General features: G+C 71.7%; 22 protein-coding genes. 9 read left to right on the top strand and 13 right to left on the bottom strand.

Annotated elements, in window-relative coordinates:
- The first annotated feature begins 92 nt into the window (after window positions 1–92).
- The 5 genes from NE236_RS28170 (at window position 93) to NE236_RS28150 (ending at window position 4,926) form a co-directional block, all read left to right on the top strand.
- The gene (locus NE236_RS28170) at window positions 93–824 is read left to right on the top strand and encodes a hypothetical protein (RefSeq protein WP_252845192.1); all 732 of its coding nucleotides are present in this window, start codon (window positions 93–95) and stop codon (window positions 822–824) included.
- Between the two features lie 175 nt (window positions 825–999).
- Window positions 1,000–1,851 (top strand): EamA family transporter, encoded by an 852-nt coding sequence (locus tag NE236_RS28165; RefSeq protein ID WP_252845191.1) that lies wholly within the window; start codon window positions 1,000–1,002, stop codon window positions 1,849–1,851.
- A 104-nt stretch (window positions 1,852–1,955) separates the two neighbouring features.
- Window positions 1,956–2,462, top strand: coding sequence for a PadR family transcriptional regulator (locus NE236_RS28160; protein ID WP_252845190.1), 507 nt, complete (start codon window positions 1,956–1,958; stop codon window positions 2,460–2,462).
- Between the two features lie 2 nt (window positions 2,463–2,464).
- Window positions 2,465–3,190 (top strand): ABC transporter ATP-binding protein, encoded by a 726-nt coding sequence (locus NE236_RS28155; protein WP_252845189.1) that lies wholly within the window; start codon window positions 2,465–2,467, stop codon window positions 3,188–3,190.
- Window positions 3,190–4,926 (top strand): FtsX-like permease family protein, encoded by a 1,737-nt coding sequence (locus NE236_RS28150; RefSeq protein WP_252845187.1) that lies wholly within the window; start codon window positions 3,190–3,192, stop codon window positions 4,924–4,926. Before NE236_RS28155 ends, NE236_RS28150 begins: the two co-directional genes overlap by 1 nt.
- A gap of 110 nt (window positions 4,927–5,036) precedes the next feature.
- Here the strand turns inward: NE236_RS28150 and NE236_RS28145 are convergent, their stop codons facing one another.
- The 9 genes from NE236_RS28145 to NE236_RS28105 all read right to left on the bottom strand — a co-directional run bounded on the left by NE236_RS28145 (window position 5,037) and on the right by NE236_RS28105 (window position 12,907).
- A complete protein-coding gene (locus NE236_RS28145) occupies window positions 5,037–5,882 on the bottom strand; it encodes a 5-oxoprolinase subunit C family protein (RefSeq protein ID WP_252845186.1) in 846 nt (281 codons plus the stop codon).
- A 112-nt stretch (window positions 5,883–5,994) separates the two neighbouring features.
- On the bottom strand, window positions 5,995–6,873 hold the full coding sequence (pxpB, locus tag NE236_RS28140; protein WP_252845185.1) for a 5-oxoprolinase subunit PxpB: 879 nt from the start codon (window positions 6,871–6,873) through the stop codon (window positions 5,995–5,997).
- Window positions 6,870–7,613, bottom strand: a complete 744-nt coding sequence (locus tag NE236_RS28135; protein WP_252845184.1) for a LamB/YcsF family protein — start codon at window positions 7,611–7,613, stop codon at window positions 6,870–6,872. Before NE236_RS28135 ends, pxpB begins: the two co-directional genes overlap by 4 nt.
- Window positions 7,610–8,395, bottom strand: a complete 786-nt coding sequence (locus NE236_RS28130) for a putative hydro-lyase (RefSeq protein WP_252845183.1) — start codon at window positions 8,393–8,395, stop codon at window positions 7,610–7,612. Before NE236_RS28130 ends, NE236_RS28135 begins: the two co-directional genes overlap by 4 nt.
- 67 nt (window positions 8,396–8,462) lie before the next feature.
- Entirely contained in the window at window positions 8,463–9,248 is a 786-nt protein-coding gene (locus NE236_RS28125; protein ID WP_252845182.1) for a TetR/AcrR family transcriptional regulator, read from the bottom strand.
- 155 nt (window positions 9,249–9,403) lie between these two features.
- Window positions 9,404–10,903: a hypothetical protein gene (locus NE236_RS28120; protein WP_252845181.1), complete on the bottom strand. Its 1,500-nt coding sequence runs from the start codon at window positions 10,901–10,903 to the stop codon at window positions 9,404–9,406.
- Window positions 10,904–11,141: 238 nt separating this feature from the next.
- Window positions 11,142–11,393, bottom strand: coding sequence for a hypothetical protein (locus tag NE236_RS28115; RefSeq protein WP_252845180.1), 252 nt, complete (start codon window positions 11,391–11,393; stop codon window positions 11,142–11,144).
- Window positions 11,394–11,474: 81 nt separating this feature from the next.
- Window positions 11,475–12,254, bottom strand: a complete 780-nt coding sequence (locus tag NE236_RS28110; RefSeq protein WP_252845179.1) for a cytochrome b/b6 domain-containing protein — start codon at window positions 12,252–12,254, stop codon at window positions 11,475–11,477.
- Window positions 12,221–12,907: a molybdopterin-dependent oxidoreductase gene (locus NE236_RS28105; RefSeq protein WP_252845178.1), complete on the bottom strand. Its 687-nt coding sequence runs from the start codon at window positions 12,905–12,907 to the stop codon at window positions 12,221–12,223. The genes NE236_RS28110 and NE236_RS28105 overlap by 34 nt, the downstream gene beginning before the upstream one ends.
- Before the next feature lie 166 nt (window positions 12,908–13,073).
- Between NE236_RS28105 and NE236_RS28100 the strand changes: the two genes are divergently transcribed.
- The 3 genes from NE236_RS28100 to NE236_RS28090 all read left to right on the top strand — a co-directional run bounded on the left by NE236_RS28100 (window position 13,074) and on the right by NE236_RS28090 (window position 17,937).
- Window positions 13,074–13,646: an HhH-GPD-type base excision DNA repair protein gene (locus NE236_RS28100; RefSeq protein WP_252845177.1), complete on the top strand. Its 573-nt coding sequence runs from the start codon at window positions 13,074–13,076 to the stop codon at window positions 13,644–13,646.
- A 397-nt stretch (window positions 13,647–14,043) separates the two neighbouring features.
- Window positions 14,044–16,101, top strand: coding sequence for a SpoIIE family protein phosphatase (locus tag NE236_RS28095; RefSeq protein ID WP_252845175.1), 2,058 nt, complete (start codon window positions 14,044–14,046; stop codon window positions 16,099–16,101).
- A gap of 198 nt (window positions 16,102–16,299) precedes the next feature.
- Window positions 16,300–17,937: an RNA polymerase sigma factor gene (locus tag NE236_RS28090; RefSeq protein ID WP_252845174.1), complete on the top strand. Its 1,638-nt coding sequence runs from the start codon at window positions 16,300–16,302 to the stop codon at window positions 17,935–17,937.
- A 67-nt stretch (window positions 17,938–18,004) separates the two neighbouring features.
- Here the strand turns inward: NE236_RS28090 and NE236_RS28085 are convergent, their stop codons facing one another.
- The 4 genes from NE236_RS28085 to NE236_RS28070 all read right to left on the bottom strand — a co-directional run bounded on the left by NE236_RS28085 (window position 18,005) and on the right by NE236_RS28070 (window position 21,166).
- The gene (locus NE236_RS28085) at window positions 18,005–18,727 is read right to left on the bottom strand and encodes a YaaA family protein (RefSeq protein WP_252845173.1); all 723 of its coding nucleotides are present in this window, start codon (window positions 18,725–18,727) and stop codon (window positions 18,005–18,007) included.
- A gap of 112 nt (window positions 18,728–18,839) precedes the next feature.
- Window positions 18,840–19,070 carry a DUF7455 domain-containing protein gene (locus NE236_RS28080; protein ID WP_252845172.1) on the bottom strand — a complete coding sequence of 77 codons (231 nt, stop codon included), beginning with the start codon at window positions 19,068–19,070 and terminating at the stop codon, window positions 18,840–18,842.
- Window positions 19,071–19,202: 132 nt separating this feature from the next.
- Complete coding sequence (locus NE236_RS28075; RefSeq protein WP_252845171.1) at window positions 19,203–20,267, bottom strand: ABC transporter permease; 1,065 nt, start codon at window positions 20,265–20,267, stop codon at window positions 19,203–19,205.
- Entirely contained in the window at window positions 20,264–21,166 is a 903-nt protein-coding gene (locus tag NE236_RS28070; RefSeq protein WP_252845170.1) for an ABC transporter ATP-binding protein, read from the bottom strand. Before NE236_RS28070 ends, NE236_RS28075 begins: the two co-directional genes overlap by 4 nt.
- A gap of 186 nt (window positions 21,167–21,352) precedes the next feature.
- Here NE236_RS28070 and NE236_RS28065 point away from each other — a divergent pair, with 186 nt between their 5' ends.
- On the top strand, window positions 21,353–23,446 hold the full coding sequence (locus tag NE236_RS28065) for a DNA gyrase/topoisomerase IV subunit B (protein WP_252845169.1): 2,094 nt from the start codon (window positions 21,353–21,355) through the stop codon (window positions 23,444–23,446).
- Window positions 23,447–23,600: the final 154 nt, after the last annotated feature.

Here is a 23,600-nt window from a genome sequence, read left to right as displayed (position 1 = left end):
AATCGAATTCACATGTGCTTTCCTTGGCGGGCGCCGGAACCAGCGAGTTCTCGGTGAGCATGATCAACTACTTTCAGCCTTGGAGACCGGAGATGAAGATCCCCTCTGCCCGTATCCGGACCGGCGCCGTCCTCGCCACGGCCTCCGCCGCCGTTCTGGCCGTCGGCGGCTGTGGAGGCGGCGGCGGTGCGGCGCACGACTCGGCCACCGGTTCCAAGACGCCGTCCGCCTCCGCCGCGCCCGCGATACTGAAGGGGTCCGCCCTCAAGGGACTCCTGCTCCCCGCCGGCGCGATGCCCAAGGGGTTCCGGGTCTCCGAGGACGGCACCCGCGACAGCGGCGAGGCCGTCGCGTCCCGCTCCGACGCCCCCGTCCCGGCCAAGAAGGTCTGCGGCGCGCTCGGCCAGACCTCCTGGATCCGCGTCACGGGCATCGGCGGCGCCACCTTCGCGCAGAACGACTACGCCAACGCCGCGCACACCGAGGAGATCGCCCAGGAGATCGACACCTACCACGGCGACGACGCCCGGCAGGTGATCGCGAAGCTGCGGAAGGTGTTCGCCCACTGCGCGGCGTTCACCGACAATGCGGATGGCGGGGTGGCCAAGGTCAAGGTGAAGAGCGCCACGCTTCCCGGCGCCGGCGACGAGGGCGTCAAGGCCGTCCAGACGTCCTCCACCTGGGAGGGCGGCACGACCCTGGCGGCGGTCAGGGTCGGGAACGCGATCGTGACCACGCTCTACAGCTCCAGCCACGCGGACAAGGGCGCGAAGGCGGTCGCCATGACCGAGCGGGTGGCGAAGAAGGTCAAGGCGGCCGGCTGACCGAACGGGGGACGGCCTCCGGAGAGGCCCGGCCGACCGGACGCGAGCCGCTTCCGGCCGACCGGGCATGGGCCGTTTCCGGACGAGCCCGGCCGACCGGCCTGGACCACCTCTGGAGGACGGCGGCGCGAACCCGGCTCTTCACAAGATCACGGCGGTCCGGTGAGGTGGATGGGTGAGTCATACCTTTCCCCTCGTGCCCGCCCTCGCCGTGATCTTCGCCGGGGTCCTCCACGCCACGTGGAACGCCCTCGCCAAGGCGGCGACCGACCGATACGCCGGGTTCGCGCTGATCGGGGCCGCGCAGGGCGGCGCGGGTCTGCTGATGCTGTGCCTGGCCGCCGCGCCCGCCCGCGCCTCCTGGCCGTGGATCGCGGTATCGATCGCGCTGCACGCCGTCTACACCTGGCTGCTCGCGCGCTCGTACGAGCTCGGCGACTTCAACCAGGTCTACCCGCTGGCGCGCGGCACCGGCCCGCTCATCGTCGCGTTCGTCGCCGCCACCGCCCTCGGCGAGCATCTCAGCACGACCCAGCTCGCCGGGGTGGCGGCGATCTGCGGTGGCCTGGGCGCGCTGGCGTTCGCCGGGGGCGTGTCGCGCCGGCAGGGGCGCGCCATCGGCGCGGCGGTGCTGACGGGCGTCTCGATCGCCGGTTACACCCTGGTCGACGGCGTGGGCGTACGGCACGCCGGCACGGCCGTCGGCTACAGCGGCTGGCTCTTCTTCGGCATGGGGCCCGTCGTCGTCGCGTGGGTGGCCGTGGCGCGCGGCCGCTCGGTGTGGCCGGCCGCGCGGGCCCAGTGGAGGAGCGGGCTGCCGGGTGGGCTGATCTCCGTGCTGGGGTACGGGATCGTGGTGTGGGCGCAGACGCGCGGTGCGCTGGCCGCGGTGGCGGCCCTCCGCGAGACTGGTGTGATCACTGGTGCGATCATCGGCGTCGTCTTCTTCCACGAGCGCATGGGGCTGCCGAGGCTGGCGGCCGCGGGCGTCGTCGTCACGGGAGTCGCCCTGATCAACCTGCACTGAGACGCGGCCGTCGGCCGCGCCGCGTCTCCCGGATCCGGCCGAGTCGGTTGACGCCTTAATAGCTATCCGTTATCTATATGGCTAACCGTTAGAGGTGATCACTCGTGCAGGACGTCGTACTGGCGCTGCTGGCCAAGGAGCCCTCCCACGGCTATGAGCTGCGGGCCCGGCTCCAGGAGGCGCTCGGCCCGATGGGGGACGCGCTCAATGCCGGGCAGGTCTACGTCACCCTCACCCGGCTGGAGAAGGCCGGGCTGGTCACGGCCGAGCACGTCGGCCAGGCCCACCGGCCGGACCGGAAGGTGTACGCGCTGACGGCCGACGGCCGACGGCGCGTCGACGCCTGGCTCGCGGACCTGACCTGGGGAAAACCGAGCGAGTTCCACCTGAAGCTCGTCGCCGCCGCGGCGGCCCGGCTGGCCGACCCGGTGGATCTCGTGGAGGCCCAGCGCCGGGAGCTGCTACGCCGGCTGGCCGACGTCCAGCGTGCCGCCCTCATCGAGCCGGACGGCTCGGCGGCGGCGCTGCTCATCGAGGGCATCACCCTGCGGCTGGAGGCCGACCTGCGCTGGCTCGACGCCTGCGCCCGGCACTGGGACCGAAAGGGCTGACCATGGCGATATTGCGAGCTTGTGGGCTGCGCAAGGAGTACGGCAGGGGAACGGGGCTCGTCCGCGCGGTCGACCACGTCGATCTCGACGTGGAGGCCGGTGAGACCGTCGCCATCGTGGGACCGAGCGGCTGCGGCAAGTCGACGCTGCTGCACCTGCTCGGCGGGCTCGAACGGCCCACCGGCGGTGAACTGCGGCTGGCCGACCGGCGGATCGACCGGATGTCGGAGACCGAGCTCGCCCGGCTCCGGCGGCAGGCGATCGGGTTCGTCTTCCAGGCCTTCCAGCTCGTCGACGAGCTCACCGCCCTGGAGAACGTCGAACTGCCCGCGCTGCTCGCCGGGGCCGGTCCCCGCGTGGCGCGGCGGCGTGCCGTCGAACTGCTGGAGCGGGTCGGGCTGGCCGACCGGGCCGCGCACCTCCCGGCGGCACTGTCCGGCGGGCAGCGCCAGCGGGTCGCGGTCGCCCGTGCCCTGGTCGGCCGGCCGTACGTCGTGCTGGCCGACGAGCCCACCGGCAATCTCGACAGCGCCGCGACCACCGAGGTGCTGCGGCTGTTCGCCGCGTTGCGGGCCGACGGGCAGACCCTGCTGCTCGTCACGCACGAATCCCGTGTGGCGGCGACGGCGGACCGCGTGATCACCATGCGGGACGGTGCGCTCGTCGGCCAGACGAACCTGGCCGGCGCGGGCGGCGGTCTCGGGGCGTTCGCCGGGCTGGAGGGCTGATGGGCGTGCTCACGGCAGTGATCCGCCTGGCACTGCGCGACCTGCGCCGCAGGCGCACCGAGGCGCTGCTGTTGCTGATCGCGATCGCGGCGACCACGACGACGCTCACCGTCGGCCTGACGGTGGGCGGGGCGGCCGACCGGCCCTGGGACCGCACGCGCGCCGCGACGGCGGCTCCCGACGCGGTGGCCACCTCGGCCCGCTCCGCCGACCTGACCGCCCTGGCGAACGCGCCGGGCGTCACCGGGACGGCCGGGCCGTACCCCACCGTCTCTGTCACGGACCTGCGCGTCCGGGACGTCCGCGTCGCGGCGGTGGTGCAGGGACGTGACACCGCCACCGGTCCCGTCGACCGACCGGTGGTCACGGCGGGCGGCTGGGTGCGCCGTGGCGGGGTCGTCGTCGAACGTGCCTTCGCGCACGCGCTGAAGGCACGGCCGGGCGACGAGATCACCATCGCCGGTCGCCGTCTCCGCGTCGCGGGCGTCGCCATCACCGCCGCCCGGGTGCCCTATCCCTCGTCGACCCCCGGCCTGGTCTGGACGACCAGGGCCGACCTGAGGCTGCTCGGCAGGCCGGTGACCTCCCACGTGATGCCGATCCGGCTCGCCGACCCGTCCACCGCGCCCGCCTTCGCCGCCGCGCACCGGAACGTCCGCTCCTGGCAGGACATGGGGGCGTACGCCACCGCCGAACTGCACCTGGTGAACCAGGCCCTGCTCACCGGCACCTGGGCGCTCGCCCTGCTGGCCGTCGCCTGCGTGGCGGTGCTGGTCGGCGGGCGCCTGGCGGACCAGATACGGCGCGTGGGACTGCTCAAGGCGGTCGGCGCGACACCCCGGCTGGTCGCCGTCGTCCTGCTCGCCGAGCACCTGCTGGTGGCACTGGCCGCGGCGGCGGTCGGACTCTTCGCCGGCTGGGCGGCGGCCCCTGCGCTGGCCCGGCCGAGCACCGGACTGCTGGCGACCGGCCGACCCGACCTGACCCCCGGATCGGCCGTCATCGTGGTCGCCGTGGCCCTCGCCGTGACCGGCGCGGCGACCCTGGTCCCCGCGGTCCGCGGGGCCCGGACCAGCACCGTACGGGCCCTGGCCGGTCCCGCGAGGGCGCCACGGCGATCACCCAGGCTGGTCGCGCTGTCGGCCCGGCTCCCCGTGCCCCTCCTGCTGGGGGTGCGGCTCGCGGTCCGCCGCCCGCGCCGGGCCGTGCTCGCCCTGGTCAGCCTCGCGATCACCGGCGCGATGGTCGTCTCGGCGATCGCCCTGAACGGCGACATCACCCGTAAAGACGCCCGGACCACGGGGATCATGTTCGTTCCCGGCGCCCCCAACCCGGTGACCGAGCAGGTCGACCACGTCGTGTTCGTCATCACCTTCGCGCTGCTGGCCCTCGCGGCGGTCAACGCCGTGCTGATCGCCTGGGCGACGTCGCTCGATTCCCGGCGGCCGACCGCGCTGGCTCGCGCCCTCGGAGCGACCCCCGGCCAGGTGACCGCCGGGCTGTCGGCGGCACAGCTGTTCCCCGCCGCCCTGGCCGGAACCCTCGCCATCCCCCTCGGCCTGGCGGTATACGCCGGCGCGCGGGCGGCCGGCGGAGCGTCGGGCGGCGGCGCGATCCCGTACGCGTGGCTCCCCGCCGTCATTCCGGGGACCCTCGTGGCCGTCGCGCTGCTCACCGCCCTTCCGGTCCGGATGGCCGGCCGGCGCCCGGTCGCCGAGGTCCTGCGCGCCGAGTGAGCGATTCGCGTCAGCCGCCTGATCATCGAGGTTCCCAGGCGTCAGGAGTGTCAGCATTCTCGATGATCAAGCCTTGCGCCTGACCAGGGCCCCTCGCCACGACGTGGGGGTCATGAACGGGTGACGAGACGGAACCGGACGCGCTGCCCCGGGCGGAGCTGCCCGGCGCGGCTCAGATCGCCGGTCGCCACGACGGCCGCGACCGGATAGCCGCCGGTCGTCGGGTGATCGGCGAGGAAGATGATGGGCAGGCCGTTCGGGGGCACCTGCAGCGCTCCGGTCACCATCCCCTCGCTCGGCAGCTCGCCCTCGCGCCGCCGGACCAGCGGCGGACCCTCCAGCCGCACCCCGATCCGGTTGCTCCGCGAGCTGACCTCGTACGTCCCTCGGACGAGCGGCTCCAGGTTCTCGAACCAGTCCGCGCGCGGCCCGGGGATGATCCGCAGCACGGGCGCCTCCTCCGGCTCGTAGCCGGGGGCGACGTCCACCGTGATCGGGCCTGAGGCGGCGCCGATCGGGAGGCGGTCGCCGGGCGCGAGGGGGGCGGGACCGAGGCCCGACAGGAGGTCGGCCGACCGGCTGCCCAGGACGGGCGGGACGTCGAGACCGCCCCGGATCGCGACGTACGTGCGGACGCCGCCGGGCGGCGTGCCGAACTCGATGACGGCGCCCGCCGGGACGTGACAGGGCGCGTTCATCGCGCCAGGCCGTATGGGAAGCGGCGCGCCGGTCACCGCGATCCAGGCCGCGGCGTGGAACCGCAGGGCCGCGCCGCCGAAGGTGAGCTCCAGCCCGGCGGCGTTCTCGGGGTTGCCGACCAGGCGGTTGGCCAGCCGCAGGCTGCCGGGGTCCGCCGCGCCGGAGTGCGGCACCCCGAGGTGGGCGTGGCCGGGCCGCCCGAGGTCCTGGACCGTGGCCAGCGGCCCGGGCCGGACCACCTCGAGCTGCCCGTTCATGCCGCCCCCGGGGAGGCGGCTTCGGGTTCGAAGCGGACGCGGGTGCCGGGTCTCAGGAGCGACGGCGGGTCGCGGTCGGCGTCCCGCTGCCGGACCACCTCGACCTGCTCGTTCATGCCGCCCCCGAGGAGGTGGTCTCGGGTTCGAAGCGGATCCGGGTGCCGGGTCTCAGGAGTGACGGCGGGTCGCGGTCGGCGTCCCACAGCCGCAGTGTCGTACGGCCGAGGAGCCGCCAGCCGCCAGGGGAGCGCGCGGGGTAGACGGCGGTGTACGGCCCGGCGATCGCCACCGAGCCGGCCGGGACGGCGGTGCGCGGGGATTCGCGCCGGGGGACGTGCAGTGCCTCGTCGAGGCCGGTGAGGTAGCCGAAGCCGGGGGAGAAGCCGAGGTAGGCCACGACGTAGTCGGCGGCGGCGTGGCGTTCGACGACCTCGTCCGCGGACAGGCCGGTGAGCGAGGCGACCTCCTCCAGGTCCGGCCCGTCGTACACGACCGGGATCCGCAGCGGCTCCCCGCCCGCCTCCGTCGCCTCGGGCAGCGGCAGGTCCCGCAGCAGCCCGTCGAGCCGGGCCAGGTCGGTTCCGGGGCGCGTCGTCACCAGGACCGTGCGCTCGCCGGGGATGACGTCCACGATCTCCGGCCGGGCGAGCCCCCGCACCGCCGTGTGCAGCCGGTGCGGCGCGTCCGTCTCGATCAGGAGCGCGGCGTCGCCCGCTCGCCGGACCTCCCCGACGCCGCCGACACGCCCGCTCCCGGCTCCACCGCGCTTCGCGATCTCCTCGCCCGCCTCCGGGGCGTTCACGACGCCGCCGCGCCCGCTCTCGGCTCCGATTGGCTCTTCGACCCCGTCGTCCGGCTTCGGTGCGTTCGCGAAGCCGCCCTGGCCGCTCTCGGCACCGCGGGCCCCCTCGACCCCGTCGCCCGCCCCCGGATCGGCCGCCACATCGCCGCCGGCGCGGTCCGCGCCCTCGATCCCGCCGCCGGCGCTCAAGCGAACGGCTCCACGCTCACACCCGCCTTCTCCAGGGCCTCCCGTACCGAGCGGGCCAGCTCCACCGCGCCCGGCGTGTCGCCGTGCAGGCAGATCGACCGGGCGTCGAGGCGCACCTCGGTGCCGTCGACCGCCTCGACCACGCCGTCGACGGCCATCCGCAACGCCCGTCGCGTCACCCGTTCGACGTCGTGGATCACCGCGCCCGGCTCCCGCCGGGAGACCAGAGCGCCCGCCGGGGTGTAGGCACGGTCGGCGAAGGCCTCGTGGACGATCGTCAGGTCCGTCACCTGGTGCAGGGCGGAGCCGGGAAGGGTCAGCACCGGCAGCGACGGGTCGTACGCGGCGATGGCGGAGGCCACCGCCCCGGCCTGGACCGGGTCGCGCACGATCCGGTTGTACAGCGCGCCGTGCGGCTTGACGTAGCGCACCCGGCCGCCCTCGGCGCGGGCGATGCCGTCGAGCGCGGCGATCTGGTAGAGCACCTCCGCGGTCAGCTCCTCCGGGGCGACGTCCATCTCCCGGCGGCCGAATCCGGCCAGATCCCGGTAGGAGACCTGGGCGCCGATCACCACATCGCGCTCGACGGCCGCCGCGCACGTGCGTCGGAGGATCAGCGGATCTCCGGCGTGGAAACCGCAGGCGACGTTCGCGCTGGTGATGACGGACATGAGGGCCAGGTCGTCGCCGAGCCGCCACGGCCCGAATCCCTCGCCCAGGTCGGCATTGAGGTCGATCACCCTGCCACACTCTCATCCGAACGATCGGTGATCAGCATCCTGCCCGGCGCGTGCGTGATGGCGAACGGCGGGGCACTCGCCATCACCACCGCCTGCGGGGTGACGCCGCACGCCCAGAAGACCGGCACGTCCCCCGGCTCGAACGCGACCGCGTCCCCGAACTGCGGGACCGCGAGCGACGCGATTCCGAGCTCGGCGGGGTCGCCGACGTGCACCGGGGCGCCGTGCATCGCCGGATAGCGCGCGGTCACCTCGATCGCGACGTCGACCAGGTCGGCGGGGATGGGGCGCATCGACACCACCAGCGGGCCGGACAGCCGCCCGGCCGGGCGGCACTGCCGCGACGTGACGTACATGGGGACGTTCCGGCCCTGCTCGATATGGCGCAAGGGCACGCCCGCGGTCGCGAGCGCCGTCTCGAACGTGAAGCTGCACCCGATCAGGAAGGCGACGAGGTCGTCCCGCCAGTACTCCGTGGCGTCGGGCGCCTCGGCGACGAGCGCGCCGTCCTGGTAGACGCGGTAGGCGGGCAGGTCGGTGCGCAGATCGGCGGCTGCCACCTCGCGGGCGTACGGGTCGCCGGGATCGGTGACCTCCAGGATCGGGCAGGCCGCGGGGTTGCGCACCGCGAACAGCAGCGCCTCGAAGGCCAGGTCGCGGGGGACGGCGAGGAGGTTCGCCTGGACGTAACCGCGGCACCAGCCGCTCGTGGTCACCGGTGTCTCACCGGTCCGGAACACCTCACGGGCCTGGGAGGGGGTGAGGATCGCGGGTCGATCCATGGTCGTCATGGCAAGGTTCATGCCCGCTGGACGCCGTTTGGAGCGCGTCCGCCGCCCATGTCTCCCCTCAGGGGCGGGAACTCTCGACCGGAACCGGCCGCGACGCGGACCCCGGTGACGCGGACCCCGGTGACGCGGACCCCGGTGACGCGGACTCGGGTGACGCGGGCTCCCGTGACGCGGACTCCCGCGAGGCCATCACCCGCAAGGCGGGCAGCAGCCGCGCGACCGTGTCCACCATCGTCTGGATCGCACCCGGCCGCGCCTCGACCAGATCCCGGGCGATCATCCCCTCGATCGTGGCGACGAGGATGTCGACGTCCACCGGGGAGTGCGGGTGGCCGCACTTCTCGAGCACTTCGGCGACGATCTTGTGGCAGCCGTCGGTCCAGGCCCGCGCGAACGACCGGAGCGCGGGCTCGCGGCCGACCTGGAAGTACAGCTCCCACAAGGCCAGCTGGCGGCTCCGCTCCGCTTCGTCCCCGGGGGCCAGGGCGCTGACGACGGCGTCGGCGACCGCGACCGGCTCGGGGTCGGCGACAGGCCGCACCCGTCCCCGCATCGCCGCCACGTCGCGTTCGACGAGCCGGGCGAACGCCTGCGCCAGCAGGTCCTCAAGGGAGCGGAAGTAGTACGTGGTCGCGGCCAGGGGCAGTGCGGCCCGGTCGGCCACGGCCCGGTGGGTCACCTGGGTGAACCCACCCGTCTCGAGGAGGTCGACGGCGGCGTCGAGCAGCGCCTCCTTGCGTTGCCGTCCGCGCGCCTGCGCCGGCTCCGGCCGGCCCGCCCCGGGCCCGGCGACCGGGTCGCCTGCACGCCCGCCGAGCGTCTTCAGGCGCCGCCCGGGTCGCACCGGACGCCCCTCTCCGTCCGGCCGGTGTCCGGCCCGTCCGGCTCGCCCGCCGCGCCCTTCGCACGCCCGCGGGGCGGTGTGGGTGTGGCCCGGTCCATGACCTCTCCAGAACTGGTACAGGTGTACCAGTCAAGCCTAGCGGCCGGAGCGGGCCCTCAGGAGAGGTCGGGGGCGTCGCGCAACGCCAGCAGCGCGGCGCGAAGCGCCCGGGGATCCCCGTCGGTCTCGCGGAGGATCGCCATGAACCGGTGCAGGATGGAGTGACGATCGTGTCCCCGGTCGAGCAGGCGCTCGGCCACCGTCCACAGCTGCGGCGGGTCACCGTCCCAGATGCGGGCGGCGAGCCGGAGATGGGCCTCGATGTGCGCCGGGTCGGCGTCCGGGTGCTCGAACTCCAGCAGCCGGCGCCGGTCCTCGTCGACGGACGGGTCGAGGCGGTACAGGTCGATGTCGGCGTTCCCGCCCGTCAGGAACGGGAACGCGAACGCCCGCCGGGCGAGGGCCTCCAGGTCGCCGTCCGGCAGCAGTCGCCCGACGAGCTCCCGGTCGAGCCCGAACGTGGTCGGGTCGCGGTACGCCTTGGCGAACTTGCCGGTGATGTCCCAGACCTTGTCGAGGGTCTGGCGGACGCCCTCCTCGGGCAGCCCGGTCCGCTTGCTCGCCCACCGTACCCAGGCCGCGAGCACGTGCGGCATCGCCTCCTGCTCCTCCGGCGACAGCATCACCTTGCGCGGCAGCCAGTGCAGCAGGAACGTCTCGCACTTGATCGGGCTGACCCGGAGCGGGCGGCCGAAGTCGTGGTCGCAGCCGTAGTCGATGATGCGGTCGACGCAGCGGCTCGCCGCGGACCGGTCCGACAGCTCCTCGGCCTCGTCGGAGGCGAGGAACTGCGCCGCCATCGTGGCCCGGCGGTCGTGGCCGTAGACGGGCGGGACGGTGGAGTGGCCGCCGGGCGGCAGCGCGCGCACCCGGGCCCGTACGAACGCGTGGTAGTTGCCGAAGGTCTCCTTGACCGGCGGGTCCTCGGTGTCGTCCGTGACGGCGAGCGCCCTCTCCAGCCGCGCGCGGGCCTGCGCCGCGGGGATCGGCTCGAATCGCATCAGGGGGTTCTCCTCGGCCTCCTTGCGGCAGTAGCCGAGCAGCTTGTCCACCTGCGAGGACACCCACGCGTCGGTCACCATGCCGCGCTCGTTGTGGTCGATCACCACGACCAGCGCGTGGCGCTCCTCGCCGCCGTAGGTGTAGATGCAGACGATGGAGTCCTGGTCCTCGTAGACGTCACGGGAGACGTGGCACTCCTCGGAGACGACCACGCCGACACGGTCGGCCCAGCCCGGGCGGGCGACCCCGGCCCGCATGAGCGGCAGCGCGGCCCGCTCGGCCTTGGCGGCCTGGCGCGCCGTGCCCAGGCCGGCGATGCCGGTGAGGAGGGCCAGCGCCGCCGGTGTGCCTGCCATGGCGGCGTGGTCGACCAGCGCCTCCCCGATGACCTTCTCGACGTCGTCGTGCGCGAGCCGTTTCCCCCACCAGGTGCCGAGCATCTCGCTGACGATGAGCTCGGCGTCGAGCGGGCTGCGTACGGCCAGGAGCTCGCGGGCGGCGCGGAGCATCTCGGCGAACACGGCGTCCGGCGGCGGGGCGGAACGCCGTGTCATGCGGCCTCCCCGCGGAAGGACGCGCCGATGGTACGGAGAGGCCCGCCGACGGGCTCGCGCACCGATCGACCTCGCCTGATTGCCGGATTCGCGGGACACGCTCGGGAAGCGGCGTCCGCGGGGGCGCGCAGGCCCACCTCGCGCAGGTCGCTCACGGTCTACCTTTTCGGAGTACGTCCCGATGCGCGCCCGTGACGGGTACGCGAGGGATTAGTGGTCCAGTGTCCGGCCACTCACCCTACTCGCCCGACAGGGGTTCGGGTCGGCGTCCCGACGGTGGTTCCGACTTGATCATCGACATCAGATGCTCGCGCGCGACCGCCTCGACGAGCCTCGGCGTCAGGTCGACCCCCAGATGCCGGGCGCGCAGCCGCACGTCGCAGACGCAGCGCTCCACGGCGTCGCGGGCGATCGAGGGGAACTCCCGAAGGAGCCGCCCGACCACCGGATCTCGTACGTCGGCCTGCTGGACCAACTGCGTGGAGGTCATGCGGACACCTCTCGCACCAGACGATCTCAGTCCACCTGCGTCCCGCTCAGCGCCCAATCTCGATCCTCCCCCGAAGAAGTGTCAAGACCTCCGGGGGGACAGGTCGTCCTTGCCCTCCTCAGTGTTCCCGCCGGGGTCGGTGGGCTCACCGGGGTGGACGAAATTCCTGGTCGAAAGTGGGCGGGAGTGGGCAGGGCTCTCTGTTTCGGGCGTCTCGGCCGCCGCCTCCGACGTCCGGGTCTCGTCGAGCCAGGCCGGATGATGACGGGCCGCCCATTCGGGCGTGACACGACCGAGGAACATCCCGGACAGCGCTCCCGGGTCCCGGAGGGCGTACCAGAGGTGACCGAGGATCACCACGAAGATCGCCAGGGTCAGCCAGTCGTGGACGAAGGTCGCCCCGGTGCGGAAGGTGTCCGGCCACGGGTGGGGGAACGTGAGGATGGACCCGGTGCCGAGCATGACGAGGATCGCGCCCGCGACGAAAGCCGCGTTGAGCTTCTGACCGGCGTTGAACTTGCCGACCGGGTGGATCCCGCGGCCGCCGACGGTCGCCCGCCGGTCGCGGCCCCGCAGCCACCCCCAGTCGGCGGGGGAGAACCGGTTGAGCCGGCGGACGTCGCCCCGGAACGCCCGCGACGCCCACCCGAGCAGCGCGGGGACCGGCAGCCCGAACCCGGCGAGTATGTGGATCATCCGGATGAGGTGGCGCCGGCCGACCGCCTCGGCCAGCGCCGGCACGTACAGCATGGCCGCCGTGACGAGGCAGACGAGCATGAGGACGGCCGTCGCGTGGTGCACGCCGCGCACGGCGCGGACGAACCGGATCACGACGCGAACCCGTTGGAGCGGCCGATCCACGCGTCCACGTCGTAGCCGCGCGTCTCCCAGTACCCCGGCTTGACCGTGTCCACCAGGTCGATCCCGCCGAGCCACTTGGTCGACTTGTAGCCGTACATCGGGGCGACGTACATCCGCACCGGCCCGCCGTGATCGTGGCTCACCGGGCCGCCCAGCATGCTGGTCGCGACGATCACGTCACGGCGGCGCGCCTGTTCCAGGGTGAGCGTCTCGGTGTACGCGCGGTCGAACGAGGTGAACCGCACGCCCTTGGCCCCCGGCCGTACGCCGACCACCTCCAGGAGGTCGGGCAGGGCCACTCCGGCCCAGGCGACGTTCGGCACCGTCCAGCCGGTGACACAGTGGAAGGTGTCGGTCATCCGGGTCTGCGGCAGCGCCTGCAGGTCGGCGAAACGGAAGGAACGCGGGTGTTCCACCAGTCCGCCGACGGTGAGGCGATAGTCCGCCGGTTCGACGCGCTTGACCGAGTCGACCACGGAGTAGAAGCGGAATCCGCCGGCCGCCGGGATCAGGCCCGATACCCGGGAGCCGACCGGTCCGACGGCACGGTTCACGCCGCTCTGGACGCGCGCGCCGATCGCGACGCCCACGGCACCGAGGCCGAGCATGCCGAGGACGATACGCCGCCCGACAGGTGTTTCTTCGCCGGTCATGTTCCTATTCGACCATCGCGGGCGTCGTTCCGGAACGGCGCCGGGCGGCACGTCAGCGAACCGTCACATTCGCGGGCCGGCGGCCACGGAGCGCCGATGGTGACCCCGCGTGACCGGCGGGGCCCGGAGGGTGCAGGATGAGAGCCGAACGCTCCGGGAGGACACCATGACGATCTCGCTGCCCATCGATCCCGAGGCCAACGCACTGCTGAACCGCAGCCCGCTGGCCCTGCTGATGGCGATGCTGCTCGACCAGCAGGTGCCCCTCGAGCGCGCGTTCGCGGCACCGTACGAACTCGCGCGCCGGATCGGCCGAGACCCCGACGCCGAGGAACTGGCCCGGTACGACCCTGACGCGCTCGTGGCCGTCTTCAGCGAGCGCCCCGCCTTGCACAGGTACCCCAAGGCGATGGCGGCCCGTGTGCAGGCTCTCGGCGGCACCGTGCTGGAGCGGTACGACGGGGCGGCCGAGCGGGTCTGGACGGAGGCGGCGACCGGCGGGGAGCTCCTGGAGAGGGTCGGCGCCCTGCCCGGCTTCGGCGACCAGAAGGCCCGGATCTTCGTCGCGCTGCTCGGCAAGCGGCTCGGCGTGCGCCCGGAGGGCTGGCGCGAGGCGGCCGGCCACTACGGCGACGAGGGCGCGTACCGCTCAGTCGCGGACATCGTCGACGAGGAGTCTCTTGGCCGGGTCCGCGCCTACAAGCAGGAGATGAAGGCCGCGGCCAAGGCGCGGAGCTGATTTACGGAGCTCGTCAGAGCGAGAAATGCGGCGCGGAGACGGCGCGTCACCCGAAGTACCCGCTGCGAACCGATCACCGCGCCGCGCCGGCGACACGGGACTCGCCGAGATCGGGGATGTCGCCCGCCGGGTGACGATCGGCCCCTATCATCATGCTTCCCGCCGGATACGCGGCCTCGTGCCGTGTGACCGGAGGGTGACCGGAGGTGCGCCCTGCGCGGTCGCCGGAATAACGATGCCGAACGGGACTTCCGTCGGCGCCGAAGCACCGAGATGATGAAAACCTGACTCCGAGCGGTGTTGTGATGGAGGCGGGAGCGCTAGCCTGCTCCCATTCACCCATAGTGATGCGGAAATGCCTCGCAGTAGGGCCGAGCGCGCGACGGAGGTGTCGACGGTGAGCACCGAGACGTCTGTACCGCACCCCCGGATCTCTGGTCTCGACGCGTCGGACTCGGCGCTGTTCGCCACGTTGCTTCGGGAGGCTCCGATCGGGTTCGCGCTCTTCGACAACGAGCTGCGCTTCAAGCGCGCCAACGAGATGCTGGCGCGCATCCACGGCGTGAGCGTCGCCGACCTGGAGGGCAGACGGCCCGCCGAGGCCATCTCCGGGGAGATCGGCGGCGTCATCGAGGCGTCGGCCCGGAAGGTCCTCGACGAGGACCGCCCGGTCCTGGACGTCGACCTGGCCCTCGGCGACCGCCACTGGGCCCACTCCTGGTTCCCCTCCCACACGGCGGAGGGTGAGGTGTCCGGCGTCGTGCTGGTCGCCGTGGACGTCACCGACCGTGTCCTGGCCGAGCGGTCGATCCGCCGCAAGGAGGAGCGCTACCGCTCCCTGGTGGAGGCCAGTTCCCAGGTCGTGTGGGTGACCACGCCCGCGGGTGAGGTCGTCGACGACGCGCCCGAGTGGCGGGCGATCACCGGCCAGACCCACGAGGAGTACGCCACCGAGGGCTGGCTGGGCGCCGTGCACACGGAGGACCACCAGCACATCGAGGAGGCCTGGCGAGCCTGCGTGGCGAACGACCGGATCTTCGAGTCCACCTACCGCATCCGCACCCGCGCGGGCGGTTACCGCAACTACGACGTGCGCGCGGTGCCGATCCGCCGCGACGGCGAGATCGTCGAGTGGGTCGGCGCGAACACCGACGTCACCGGCAAGCGTGAGGCCGAGGAGATGCGCGGCCGGCTCACCGAGCAGCTGTCGGCCGCCGCGCTGCGCACCGCGCGGCTCCAGCAGGCGACGTCCATGCTGGCCGAGGCGCTGACCGTCAACCAGGTGGTCTCGGTCATCACGGAGGTCGGCCGGTCGGCGATCGGCGCCGACAGGTCGGCCGTCGCACTCCTCGAGGACGACAAGCTCCGCCTGCGCATGATCACGCCCGGCGGCATCCCGGAGCTTCCCGGCCCCGCCCGGGAGGAGATCGGGATCGACGGCCCCAGCGTGATGTCCGTCGCGGTCCGCGAGCGGCGCCCGTTCCTCGCCGAGAACCCCGTCAGCCTGCGGCTGCAGCTCAAGGGCGACGAGATCGCCGATTTCGTCCGGCGCACCGACGAGCGCGCGTGGGTCGGCCTGCCGCTGCTGGCCGCCGGGCGCGCCCTCGGCGCGCTGCGTTTCTCCTTCACCCGGCCGCGGGAGATCACAGAGGAGGAGCGGGTCTTCCTCGAGGCCCTGGCCGGTCAGTGCGCGCTCGCCGTCGAGCGGGCGACCCTGTTCGAGCGGGAGCACAAGACCGCCGAGGCGCTGCAGCGCAGCCTGCTGCCGGACCGCCTCCCGCAGCTGCCGCAGATGCGCCTGGCCGCTCGTTACCACCCGGCGACGCGGCACGTGCAGGTCGGCGGCGACTGGTACGACGCCTTCCCGCTGCAGGACGGCCGGGTGGCGATCGCGATCGGCGACGTCATGGGCAAGGGCGTCAAGGCCGCGGCGGGCATGGGCCGGGTGCGCAACGCGCTGCGCGCCCTCGCGCTGAACGACCCGCGCCCGGCGGCCGTGATCACCGGCCTCGACCGGCTGTTCGCTGCGACGGAGGGCTGGGAGCAGATCACCACCCTCGCGTACGCCGTCATCGACCCCGCGACCGGCGAAGGCATGATCAGCAACGCCGGCCATCTGCCGCCGCTTCGGATCTTCCCGGACGCCCCTCCGCGGGTCAGCACAGCGGAGGCGGGAACCCCGCTCGGTTGGCCCTCCGAGCGAGAAGAGACAATTTTTTCGGTCCCATCCGGCAACACTGTGGTCTTCTACTCCGATGGACTGGTGGAGAACCGTAGACGGGGGCTCGATGCCGGTCTCGACGAGATCGTCTCGATCGCCGCCGCCGCCCCATCGGAGGTGCTTGCAGATCCTGAGATACTCGTGGACTTCTTGGTCGACCGGATGCTGGCCGGGTACGACCATGATGATGACGTGACAGTACTTGCCCTACATGTTCCGCCGAGAACGGCGTAGCACGTACGAAGGACCGCTCAGTGCCCTCTAAGGTGGGTGTCACCGGGCAGGACTCCGCCGCGCGGAATAGGCAGGCGTGCCAGACTGCTAAACCGACTGTGAGGCAGGGGTACGCTGCTCAGCGCATAGGGCCTGCAGGGCCGGCGCCCGACAGAGCACTGGGTAAACATAGCCACACGTTTCGTTCGAGAGGTGTTTGTGTCGCCTGCGAGTTCGACCTCCAAGCCGTCCGAGCTGCACGAGCACGTTGTCAGGCAATTGATCGAGCGTGGGCGTTCCCAGGGCTACCTCGAGGCCGATGACGTGCGCCGTGCGTTCGAGGAGGCCGACATTCCCGTGTCGAAGGCCTCGAGCATCTTGCGGAGTCTTAGCAAGGAGGGTGTGACCGTCATGGTGAGCGCTGCCGACTCCGCGGCGCCTAAGCGCGCGCGCAACAGCAGCAAGCGTGCGACGCCCGCGACCAAGAAGCCCAAGACGACCACCGCCGCCGCCAAAGATCAGGACACGGTGACCGCCGTCGTCGACGACGAGGTCGACGCGCCGGTGCGGCCCGCCCGCGCCAAGAAGACCGCGGTCAAGCCCAAGAAGGCAGCGCCCAAGAAGAAGACCGCCGAGCCGCCGGTCGTGAAGAAGGCGGCCAAGGACGCGGCGAAGAACCCCGAGGGCACCGACGAGGCAGCCGACGCCGATCTCGAGGTCACCGACCTCGAGGACGCGGACCTCACCGACCTCGAGGAGGTGGAGGTCGCCGCCGACCTGGAGACAGGAGACGACGCCGAAACCGAAGTCGCCGTCGAGGCCGAGGCGGAGGTCGAGGAGGCCCCCGCCGTGGTGGTGGCCGAGAAGAAGCCCAAGGAAGACGACTCCTTCGTCATCGGAGACGACGACGAGGACGCCCCGGCTCAGCAGATCGCCGCGGCCGGTGCCACCGCCGACCCGGTGAAGGACTACCTCAAGCAGATCGGCAAGGTTCCGCTGCTCAACGCCGAGCAGGAGGTCGAGCTCGCCAAGCGGATCGAGGCCGGCCTGTTCGCGGAGGAGAAGCTCGCCCTCGAGCGGCACATCCTGGAGTTCCAGGTGCTCGAGGACCTGGAGTGGATCGCCGAGGACGGCCGCCGGGCCAAGAACCACCTGCTCGAGGCCAACCTCCGGCTCGTCGTCTCGCTCGCCAAGCGGTACACCGGGCGCGGGATGCTGTTCCTGGACCTCATCCAGGAGGGCAACCTCGGTCTGATCCGCGCGGTGGAGAAGTTCGACTACACCAAGGGTTACAAGTTCTCGACCTACGCCACGTGGTGGATCCGGCAGGCGATCACCCGTGCCATGGCCGACCAGGCGCGGACGATCCGCATCCCGGTCCACATGGTGGAGGTCATCAACAAGCTGGCCCGCGTGCAGCGTCAGATGCTCCAGGACCTCGGCCGCGAGCCGACCCCGGAGGAGCTGGCCAAGGAGCTGGACATGACGCCCGAGAAGGTCGTCGAGGTCCAGAAGTACGGTCGTGAGCCGATCTCGCTGCACACCCCGCTCGGCGAGGACGGCGACAGCGAGTTCGGTGACCTGATCGAGGACTCCGAGGCGATCGTGCCCGCCGACGCGGTCAGCTTCACGCTGCTGCAGGAGCAGTTGCACTCGGTGCTCGACACGCTGAGCGAGCGGGAGGCCGGCGTGGTCTCGATGCGGTTCGGACTGACCGACGGGCAGCCGAAGACTCTCGACGAGATCGGGAAGGTCTACGGCGTGACCCGCGAGCGGATCCGCCAGATCGAGTCGAAGACCATGTCGAAGCTGCGTCACCCGTCCCGGTCGCAGGTGCTGCGCGACTACCTCGACTGACGGCGGCTCGGCGAAGGGCCCGGACCGGCACGGCCGGTCCGGGCCCTTCGTCATCGCCTCGACGTGATCACCCGGTGACCACGTCGAGGTTCGTGCCGTTCAGCTCGGCCGTGTACCCCAGGTCCAGCACGGTCTTGAGAAGTTCCTCCGGGGTGGCCGGATCGGCGCCGTTCGCCAGCAGGGCACGGGCCAGCGCCCCGCGCGTCGCCTTCGCCATGTGACTGACCACCGAACGCCGCCCCTGGTGCTCGCGGAACACCCGCACCCGGATCGTCGGGGCCTTCCAGGCGGCGGCGTACGGCGCAGAGCGCATGTCGATCAGGAGGCCGTCCGCCGGCAGGGCGGCGGCGAGGACGGGACGCCACGCGGCCGCCAGAGGGCCCAGGGGAGGCAGTTTCACGCCCATCGACAGCCGGTACGGCGGAACACGGTCGCCGGGCCGCAGCGTGCCCCACAGCGCCGAGAAGATCAGGACGGAGCGGGTGGCGCGCTCCGGGTCCAGGGTGGCCAGGCCCAGGTTGTCGTACAACACGCCGGTGTAGAGCCGTGAGGCCGGCAGGGTCGGCACGGCGCGCATCTCCCGATTCCGCTCGATCGCCGCGATCTGCCCGGCGGACAGGCCGAGGACGCGCCGGGCGTTCTCCACCGGGCCGGAGGAGAGGGCCTCCAGAGCGCCGAGCACCCGCTCGCGGGTGGCGGTCAGCGCGGGGAGGCTCAGCGCCGTCAGGTCCAGCGGCGGCCCATCGCCGTCGCAGGCCTTGCCCTCCGACGGGGGGAGCAGGATCAGCATCGTCCTCCTTCGCCACCCGGTGCCCTCGGACGGCGGATCATGCAACGCGAGACGGCGGCCACCCTGGATGGGTGGCCGCCGTCTCATGGATTATCGGGTCGGCTGGCCTGGCCTACCGGTCGTCCTCCGTAGGGGATGCAGGGGTCTCAAGCAGCCGGTCGGTTTCGTCGTGAATTTCCGCGCCCGTCGCACGCAGCGGCTCGCCGTACTTACGACCATGGTGGGCACAGAACAGCAACTCTCCGCCGCCCGCGAGGACCGCGCGGACGTAGGCCTGAGCACCGCAGCGGTCGCAGCGGTCCACGGCCGTCAGCGGCTTTGTTGGGGCAAGAGCTCCAGTCACGTCGCCTTCCTCGTCTCGGGGTCGGTCGCTTAGGACAACATCTAACCTGACGCGGGCGTTCCCATGCGGGTTCTGTGTACGCCGAGAGCGGAATAGGCCCTCAGGTGACAAAGGTCACCGAGGCACGGATTGTTAGATTTGTTCCCAGCGGAACACACGAACCGCGATGAGAGTGGCCACAAGCGCGAAACCCAGTAGAACGCCCATCTGTGGCAGGACCGACGCCGGTCCCTCACCGCGTACGAGGACCTTGAGCATCCCGTTGTTGAGATGGCGCAACGGGAAGATCTCCGACACGACCCGCAGCCACGGGGGCGCGTCGTCGATGTTGAAGAACGATCCACCGAGGAAGGCCATCGGCAGCACGACGATCTGGGTGACCCCCTGCGCCGCCTCCTGGGTCTTCGCCCATGCCCCGATCAGCATGCCGATGGCGAGGAAGGCCAGCACGCCGCACAGCACCATCGGGATCGCCATCCACCAGTAGTGCGCGAGCTCGAGTCCGAACATCGGTAGCGTCGCCACCCCGATGAACAGCGCCGTCTGCACCATCGCGACCCCGAGGCTGACGACGACCCGCGCGGCGAACACGCTCCGGATGGGCACCGGCGACAGGCGCAACCGACGAAGGAGACCCTTTGTCCGCCATGTCACGAGCGTGGTGGACGCGCCGAACATGCCGGCCGAGGCGAGCGCCCATCCGAGTAGGCCGGGGGTGATGTACTGGATCGGCTTGAGCGACTTGTCCTCGACCTGCTGCCCCTCCAGGCGGTACTTCGGCGGCTTGCCGGACGACGCCTGGTTGGCGGCCTGCACCAGGCCCTCGATCTGGCCCTGGGCGGTGCCCGCCTTGACCTGGTCGGCCGCCGAGAAATGGACGACCACCCGATCGCCGCTCTGCTCGATCGCCGCCGAATAGTCGCCCTTCCGTACTTTCTCTACCGCCGCGTTCCGGTCGGAGATCCTGGTGAACTTGAGGGACTTGTCGACCCCCGCCCGCATCTCCGCCGGCATCTGGTCCACGACCGGCACCGACCCGATCTCCAGCACCTTCGACTTCGGGGTCGACTGCCGGGCGAACACCCCGCCGATGATCAGCAGGAACAGCAGGGGGAGGGCGATCGTGAAGAACAGCGCGCCCCGGTCCCGGCGGAACCCGAGGAACATGGCCCGCGCCAGGCTCCGGAAACTCGTCATATCCGGTACTCCCGCCCGGTGAGGTTGAGGAAGACGTCTTCGAGGGTGGCGCCCTTGATCTGGACGCCGTCGAGCGCACCGCGGCCGGCCAGCGCGGCGACGACGGAGGAGGGGTCGCGGGTGGCGATGACGAGGGAGACCCCGTCGTCGGTCACGTCGTCCGCGCCCGGCAGCGCACGCGCCTCGTCGACGCCGAGCACGCCGCTGACGACGCTGATCCGCGTCGCGGCGTCCAGACCACGAACCAGCGCGGCGGGCGGACCGCTCCGCAGGATCCGCCCCCGATCGATGATCGCCACCCGGTCGCACAACGTCTCGGCCTCGTCCATGTAGTGCGTCGTGAGAACGATCGTGCGGCCCTCCGTGTTGATCGCCCGCAGGACGTCCCACAGGTTGCGGCGCGCCTGGGGGTCCAGTGCCGCCGTCGGCTCGTCGAGGAAGACCAGCTCCGGCTCGTGCACCAGCGCGCAGGCGATCGACAGCCGCTGCGCCTGTCCGCCGGACAGCTTCTCCACCGGAGTGTCGGCCTTCTCCGTCAGGCCGACCGTCTCCAGCATCGCGTCGGCCTTGCGTTCCGGCACCCCGTACAGCGAACCGAACGTCCGCAGCTGCTCCCGCGCGGTCAGCCGTTCGAAGAAGGAGGAGGCTTGAAGCTGTACCCCGATCCTGGGCAGCAGTGCGGGATCGCGCGGCCACGGCGACCGGCCGAGCACCGTGACCTCGCCGCCGTCCGCCTGCCGCAACCCCTCGATGATCTCGAGAGTCGTCGTCTTCCCCGCACCGTTCGGCCCGAGGATGCCGAAGAACTCCCCCTCCTCGACGGCGAGCGTCACTCCGTCGACGGCTTTCACGTCGCCGTAGCGCTTCCGCAGATCCGTGGCGACAATCGTGTTGGGCATGGCTGAACCATAGGGACGCTTTGATCGCCGAACACCCTCCCTCTGGTGGATTCCGCCGTCTGAGACCGTTCTGCGGCATCTCCTCCCGGAGGTGGAGGACGTACCGGACGGCGCGCCGGTCCGCGTAGTGTCGGTCCCGGCGGGTAGCCTGCTGCCCGCACGCCCTACCCCCGAGGAGCACAGCCGTTGACCGCCGCCACCATCACCGCTGAGGACTCACACGGATACACCGCGCGGCACCTGTCGGTGCTCGAAGGTCTTGAGGCCGTCCGCAAGCGGCCCGGGATGTACATCGGGTCGACCGACAGCCGCGGCCTCATGCACTGCCTGTGGGAGATCATCGACAACTCCGTCGATGAGGCGCTCGGCGGCCACTGTTCCCGCATCGACGTGTTCTTGTACACCGACGGCTCGATGGAGGTCCGCGACGACGGCCGCGGCATCCCGGTCGACGTCGAGCCGAAGACCGGCCTGACCGGCGTCGAGCTGGTCATGACCCGGCTGCACGCGGGCGGCAAGTTCGGCGGCATCTCCTACACCGCGTCGGGTGGTCTGCACGGCGTGGGCGCCTCCGTCGTCAACGCCCTGTCCGCCCGGCTCGACGTCGAGGTCGACCGCGACGGCCACACGCACGCGATGAGCTTCAAGCGCGGCCTCCCCGGCGACTTCGCCGACGACGGGCCGGGCGCCAAGTTCACCAAGAAGCCGGCGAAGCAGCGGGGGCTGCACCAGACCAAGCGCGTGGCCAAGGGCATCACCGGCAACCGCGTGCGCTTCTGGCCCGACCGTCAGATCTTCCTCAAGGACGCCGAGATCGCCGGCGAGACCGTCATCGACCGCATGCGGCAGACGGCCTTCCTCGTCCCCGGCCTCACCATCGCCGTCCGCGACGAGCGGGGCGAGGAGCCCGTCGAGCACGAGTTCCGGTTCGACGGCGGCATCAGCGAGTTCTGCGACCACCTGGCGAGCGACCCGCCGGTCTGCGACGTGCTGCGGATCCAGGGCCGGGGGCACTTCACCGAGACCGTCCCGGTCCTCGACGAGCAGGGGCACCTGACCCCGACCGACGTCGAGCGCGACATCGACGTCGACGTCGCCGTGCGGTGGGGCACCGGCTACGAAACGATCACCCGGTCGTTCGTCAACGTGATCGCCACGCCCAAGCACGGCACGCACGTCACCGGTTTCGACCGTGCCCTCATCAAGGTGATCAACGATCAGCTTCGCGCCACCAAGCTGCTGAAGAACGGCGACGACCCGGTCGTCAAGGACGACATCCTCGAAGGTCTCACCGCCGTCGTCACCGTGCGCCTGCCGGAGCCGCAGTTCGAGGGCCAGACCAAGGAGGTCCTGGGCACCTCGGCCGCCACCCGGATCGTCTCCCAGGTCGTCTCCCGGGAGCTGAAGGAGGCGTTCGAGAGTCCCAAGCGCGGCGAGAAGCAGCAGATGCGCGCCGTGCTCGAGAAGATCGTCGCCGCGTCCAAGGCGCGCATCGCCGCCCGCACGCAGCGGGAGAACCAGCGCCGCAAGAGCGCCCTGGAGAACTCCGCGCTCCCCGCCAAGCTGGTCGACTGCCGCACCTCCGACGACCGCAGCGAGCTGTTCATCGTCGAGGGCGACTCGGCGCTCGGCACCGCAAAGCTCGCGCGCGACTCCGAGTTCCAGGCACTGCTGCCGATCCGCGGCAAGATCCTCAACGTGCAGAAGGCGTCCGTCGCCGACACGCTCAAGAACGCCGAATGCGCGTCCATCATCCAGGTCCTCGGCGCCGGCTCCGGCCGCACCTTCGACGTCGACTCCGCGCGCTACGGCCGCGTGATCTTGATGGCCGACGCCGACGTGGACGGCGCTCACATCCGGACCCTGCTGCTCACGCTCCTGCACCGCTACATGCGGCCGATGCTCGAGGCCGGGCGGGTCTTCTCCGCCGTTCCTCCGCTTCACCGGATCGAGCTCGTCAAGCCCCGGAAGGGGCAGGACAAGCACATCTACACCTACTCCGACGCGGAGCTGCGCAAGAAGCTCGTCGAGCTGGAGCGGCGCAACGTCCGGTGGAAGGAGCCGATCCAGCGCTACAAGGGTCTGGGTGAGATGGACGCCGACCAGCTCGCCGAGACGACGATGGACCCGCGTTACCGGATGCTGCGCCGCATCCGCATCGAGGACGCCCAGGAAGCGGAGAACATCTTCAGCCTGCTGATGGGTTCGGAGGTCGCTCCGCGCCGCCAGTTCATCGCCGCCGGCGCCGCCGAGCTGGACGACTCCCGCATCGACGTCTGACATCACGGCGCTCAGCCGGACCAACGTACGGCCTGTCCTCCCGAATCGGGGGGACAGGCCGTTTTCGTGCCGCGCGGACGCTCCATGATCCTTGGCCAACGCTGCCGACAGAGCGCAGTGCTCGCCGTGGACCACTTTGCCATGCCAACTTCCT

Source organism: Actinoallomurus purpureus, from assembly GCF_024055795.1.
Lineage (GTDB): Bacteria > Actinomycetota > Actinomycetes > Streptosporangiales > Streptosporangiaceae > Actinoallomurus > Actinoallomurus purpureus.
The sequence above is the reverse complement of the archived record's forward strand: the minus strand, read 5'-3'. Positions and strand labels throughout refer to the sequence as shown.

Coding starts and splice junctions, on each gene's coding strand:
- NE236_RS28170 (WP_252845192.1), top strand. CDS start 93: ATGAAGATCCCCTCTGCCCGTATCCGGACCGGCGCCGTCCTCGCCACG.
- NE236_RS28155 (WP_252845189.1), top strand. CDS start 2,465: ATGGCGATATTGCGAGCTTGTGGGCTGCGCAAGGAGTACGGCAGGGGA.
- NE236_RS28150 (WP_252845187.1), top strand. CDS start 3,190: ATGGGCGTGCTCACGGCAGTGATCCGCCTGGCACTGCGCGACCTGCGC.
- NE236_RS28145 (WP_252845186.1), bottom strand. CDS start 5,882: ATGAACGGGCAGCTCGAGGTGGTCCGGCCCGGGCCGCTGGCCACGGTC.
- NE236_RS28130 (WP_252845183.1), bottom strand. CDS start 8,395: ATGGATCGACCCGCGATCCTCACCCCCTCCCAGGCCCGTGAGGTGTTC.
- NE236_RS28120 (WP_252845181.1), bottom strand. CDS start 10,903: ATGACACGGCGTTCCGCCCCGCCGCCGGACGCCGTGTTCGCCGAGATG.
- NE236_RS28115 (WP_252845180.1), bottom strand. CDS start 11,393: ATGACCTCCACGCAGTTGGTCCAGCAGGCCGACGTACGAGATCCGGTG.
- NE236_RS28105 (WP_252845178.1), bottom strand. CDS start 12,907: ATGACCGGCGAAGAAACACCTGTCGGGCGGCGTATCGTCCTCGGCATG.
- NE236_RS28100 (WP_252845177.1), top strand. CDS start 13,074: ATGACGATCTCGCTGCCCATCGATCCCGAGGCCAACGCACTGCTGAAC.
- NE236_RS28085 (WP_252845173.1), bottom strand. CDS start 18,727: ATGCTGATCCTGCTCCCCCCGTCGGAGGGCAAGGCCTGCGACGGCGAT.
- NE236_RS28075 (WP_252845171.1), bottom strand. CDS start 20,267: ATGACGAGTTTCCGGAGCCTGGCGCGGGCCATGTTCCTCGGGTTCCGC.
- NE236_RS28070 (WP_252845170.1), bottom strand. CDS start 21,166: ATGCCCAACACGATTGTCGCCACGGATCTGCGGAAGCGCTACGGCGAC.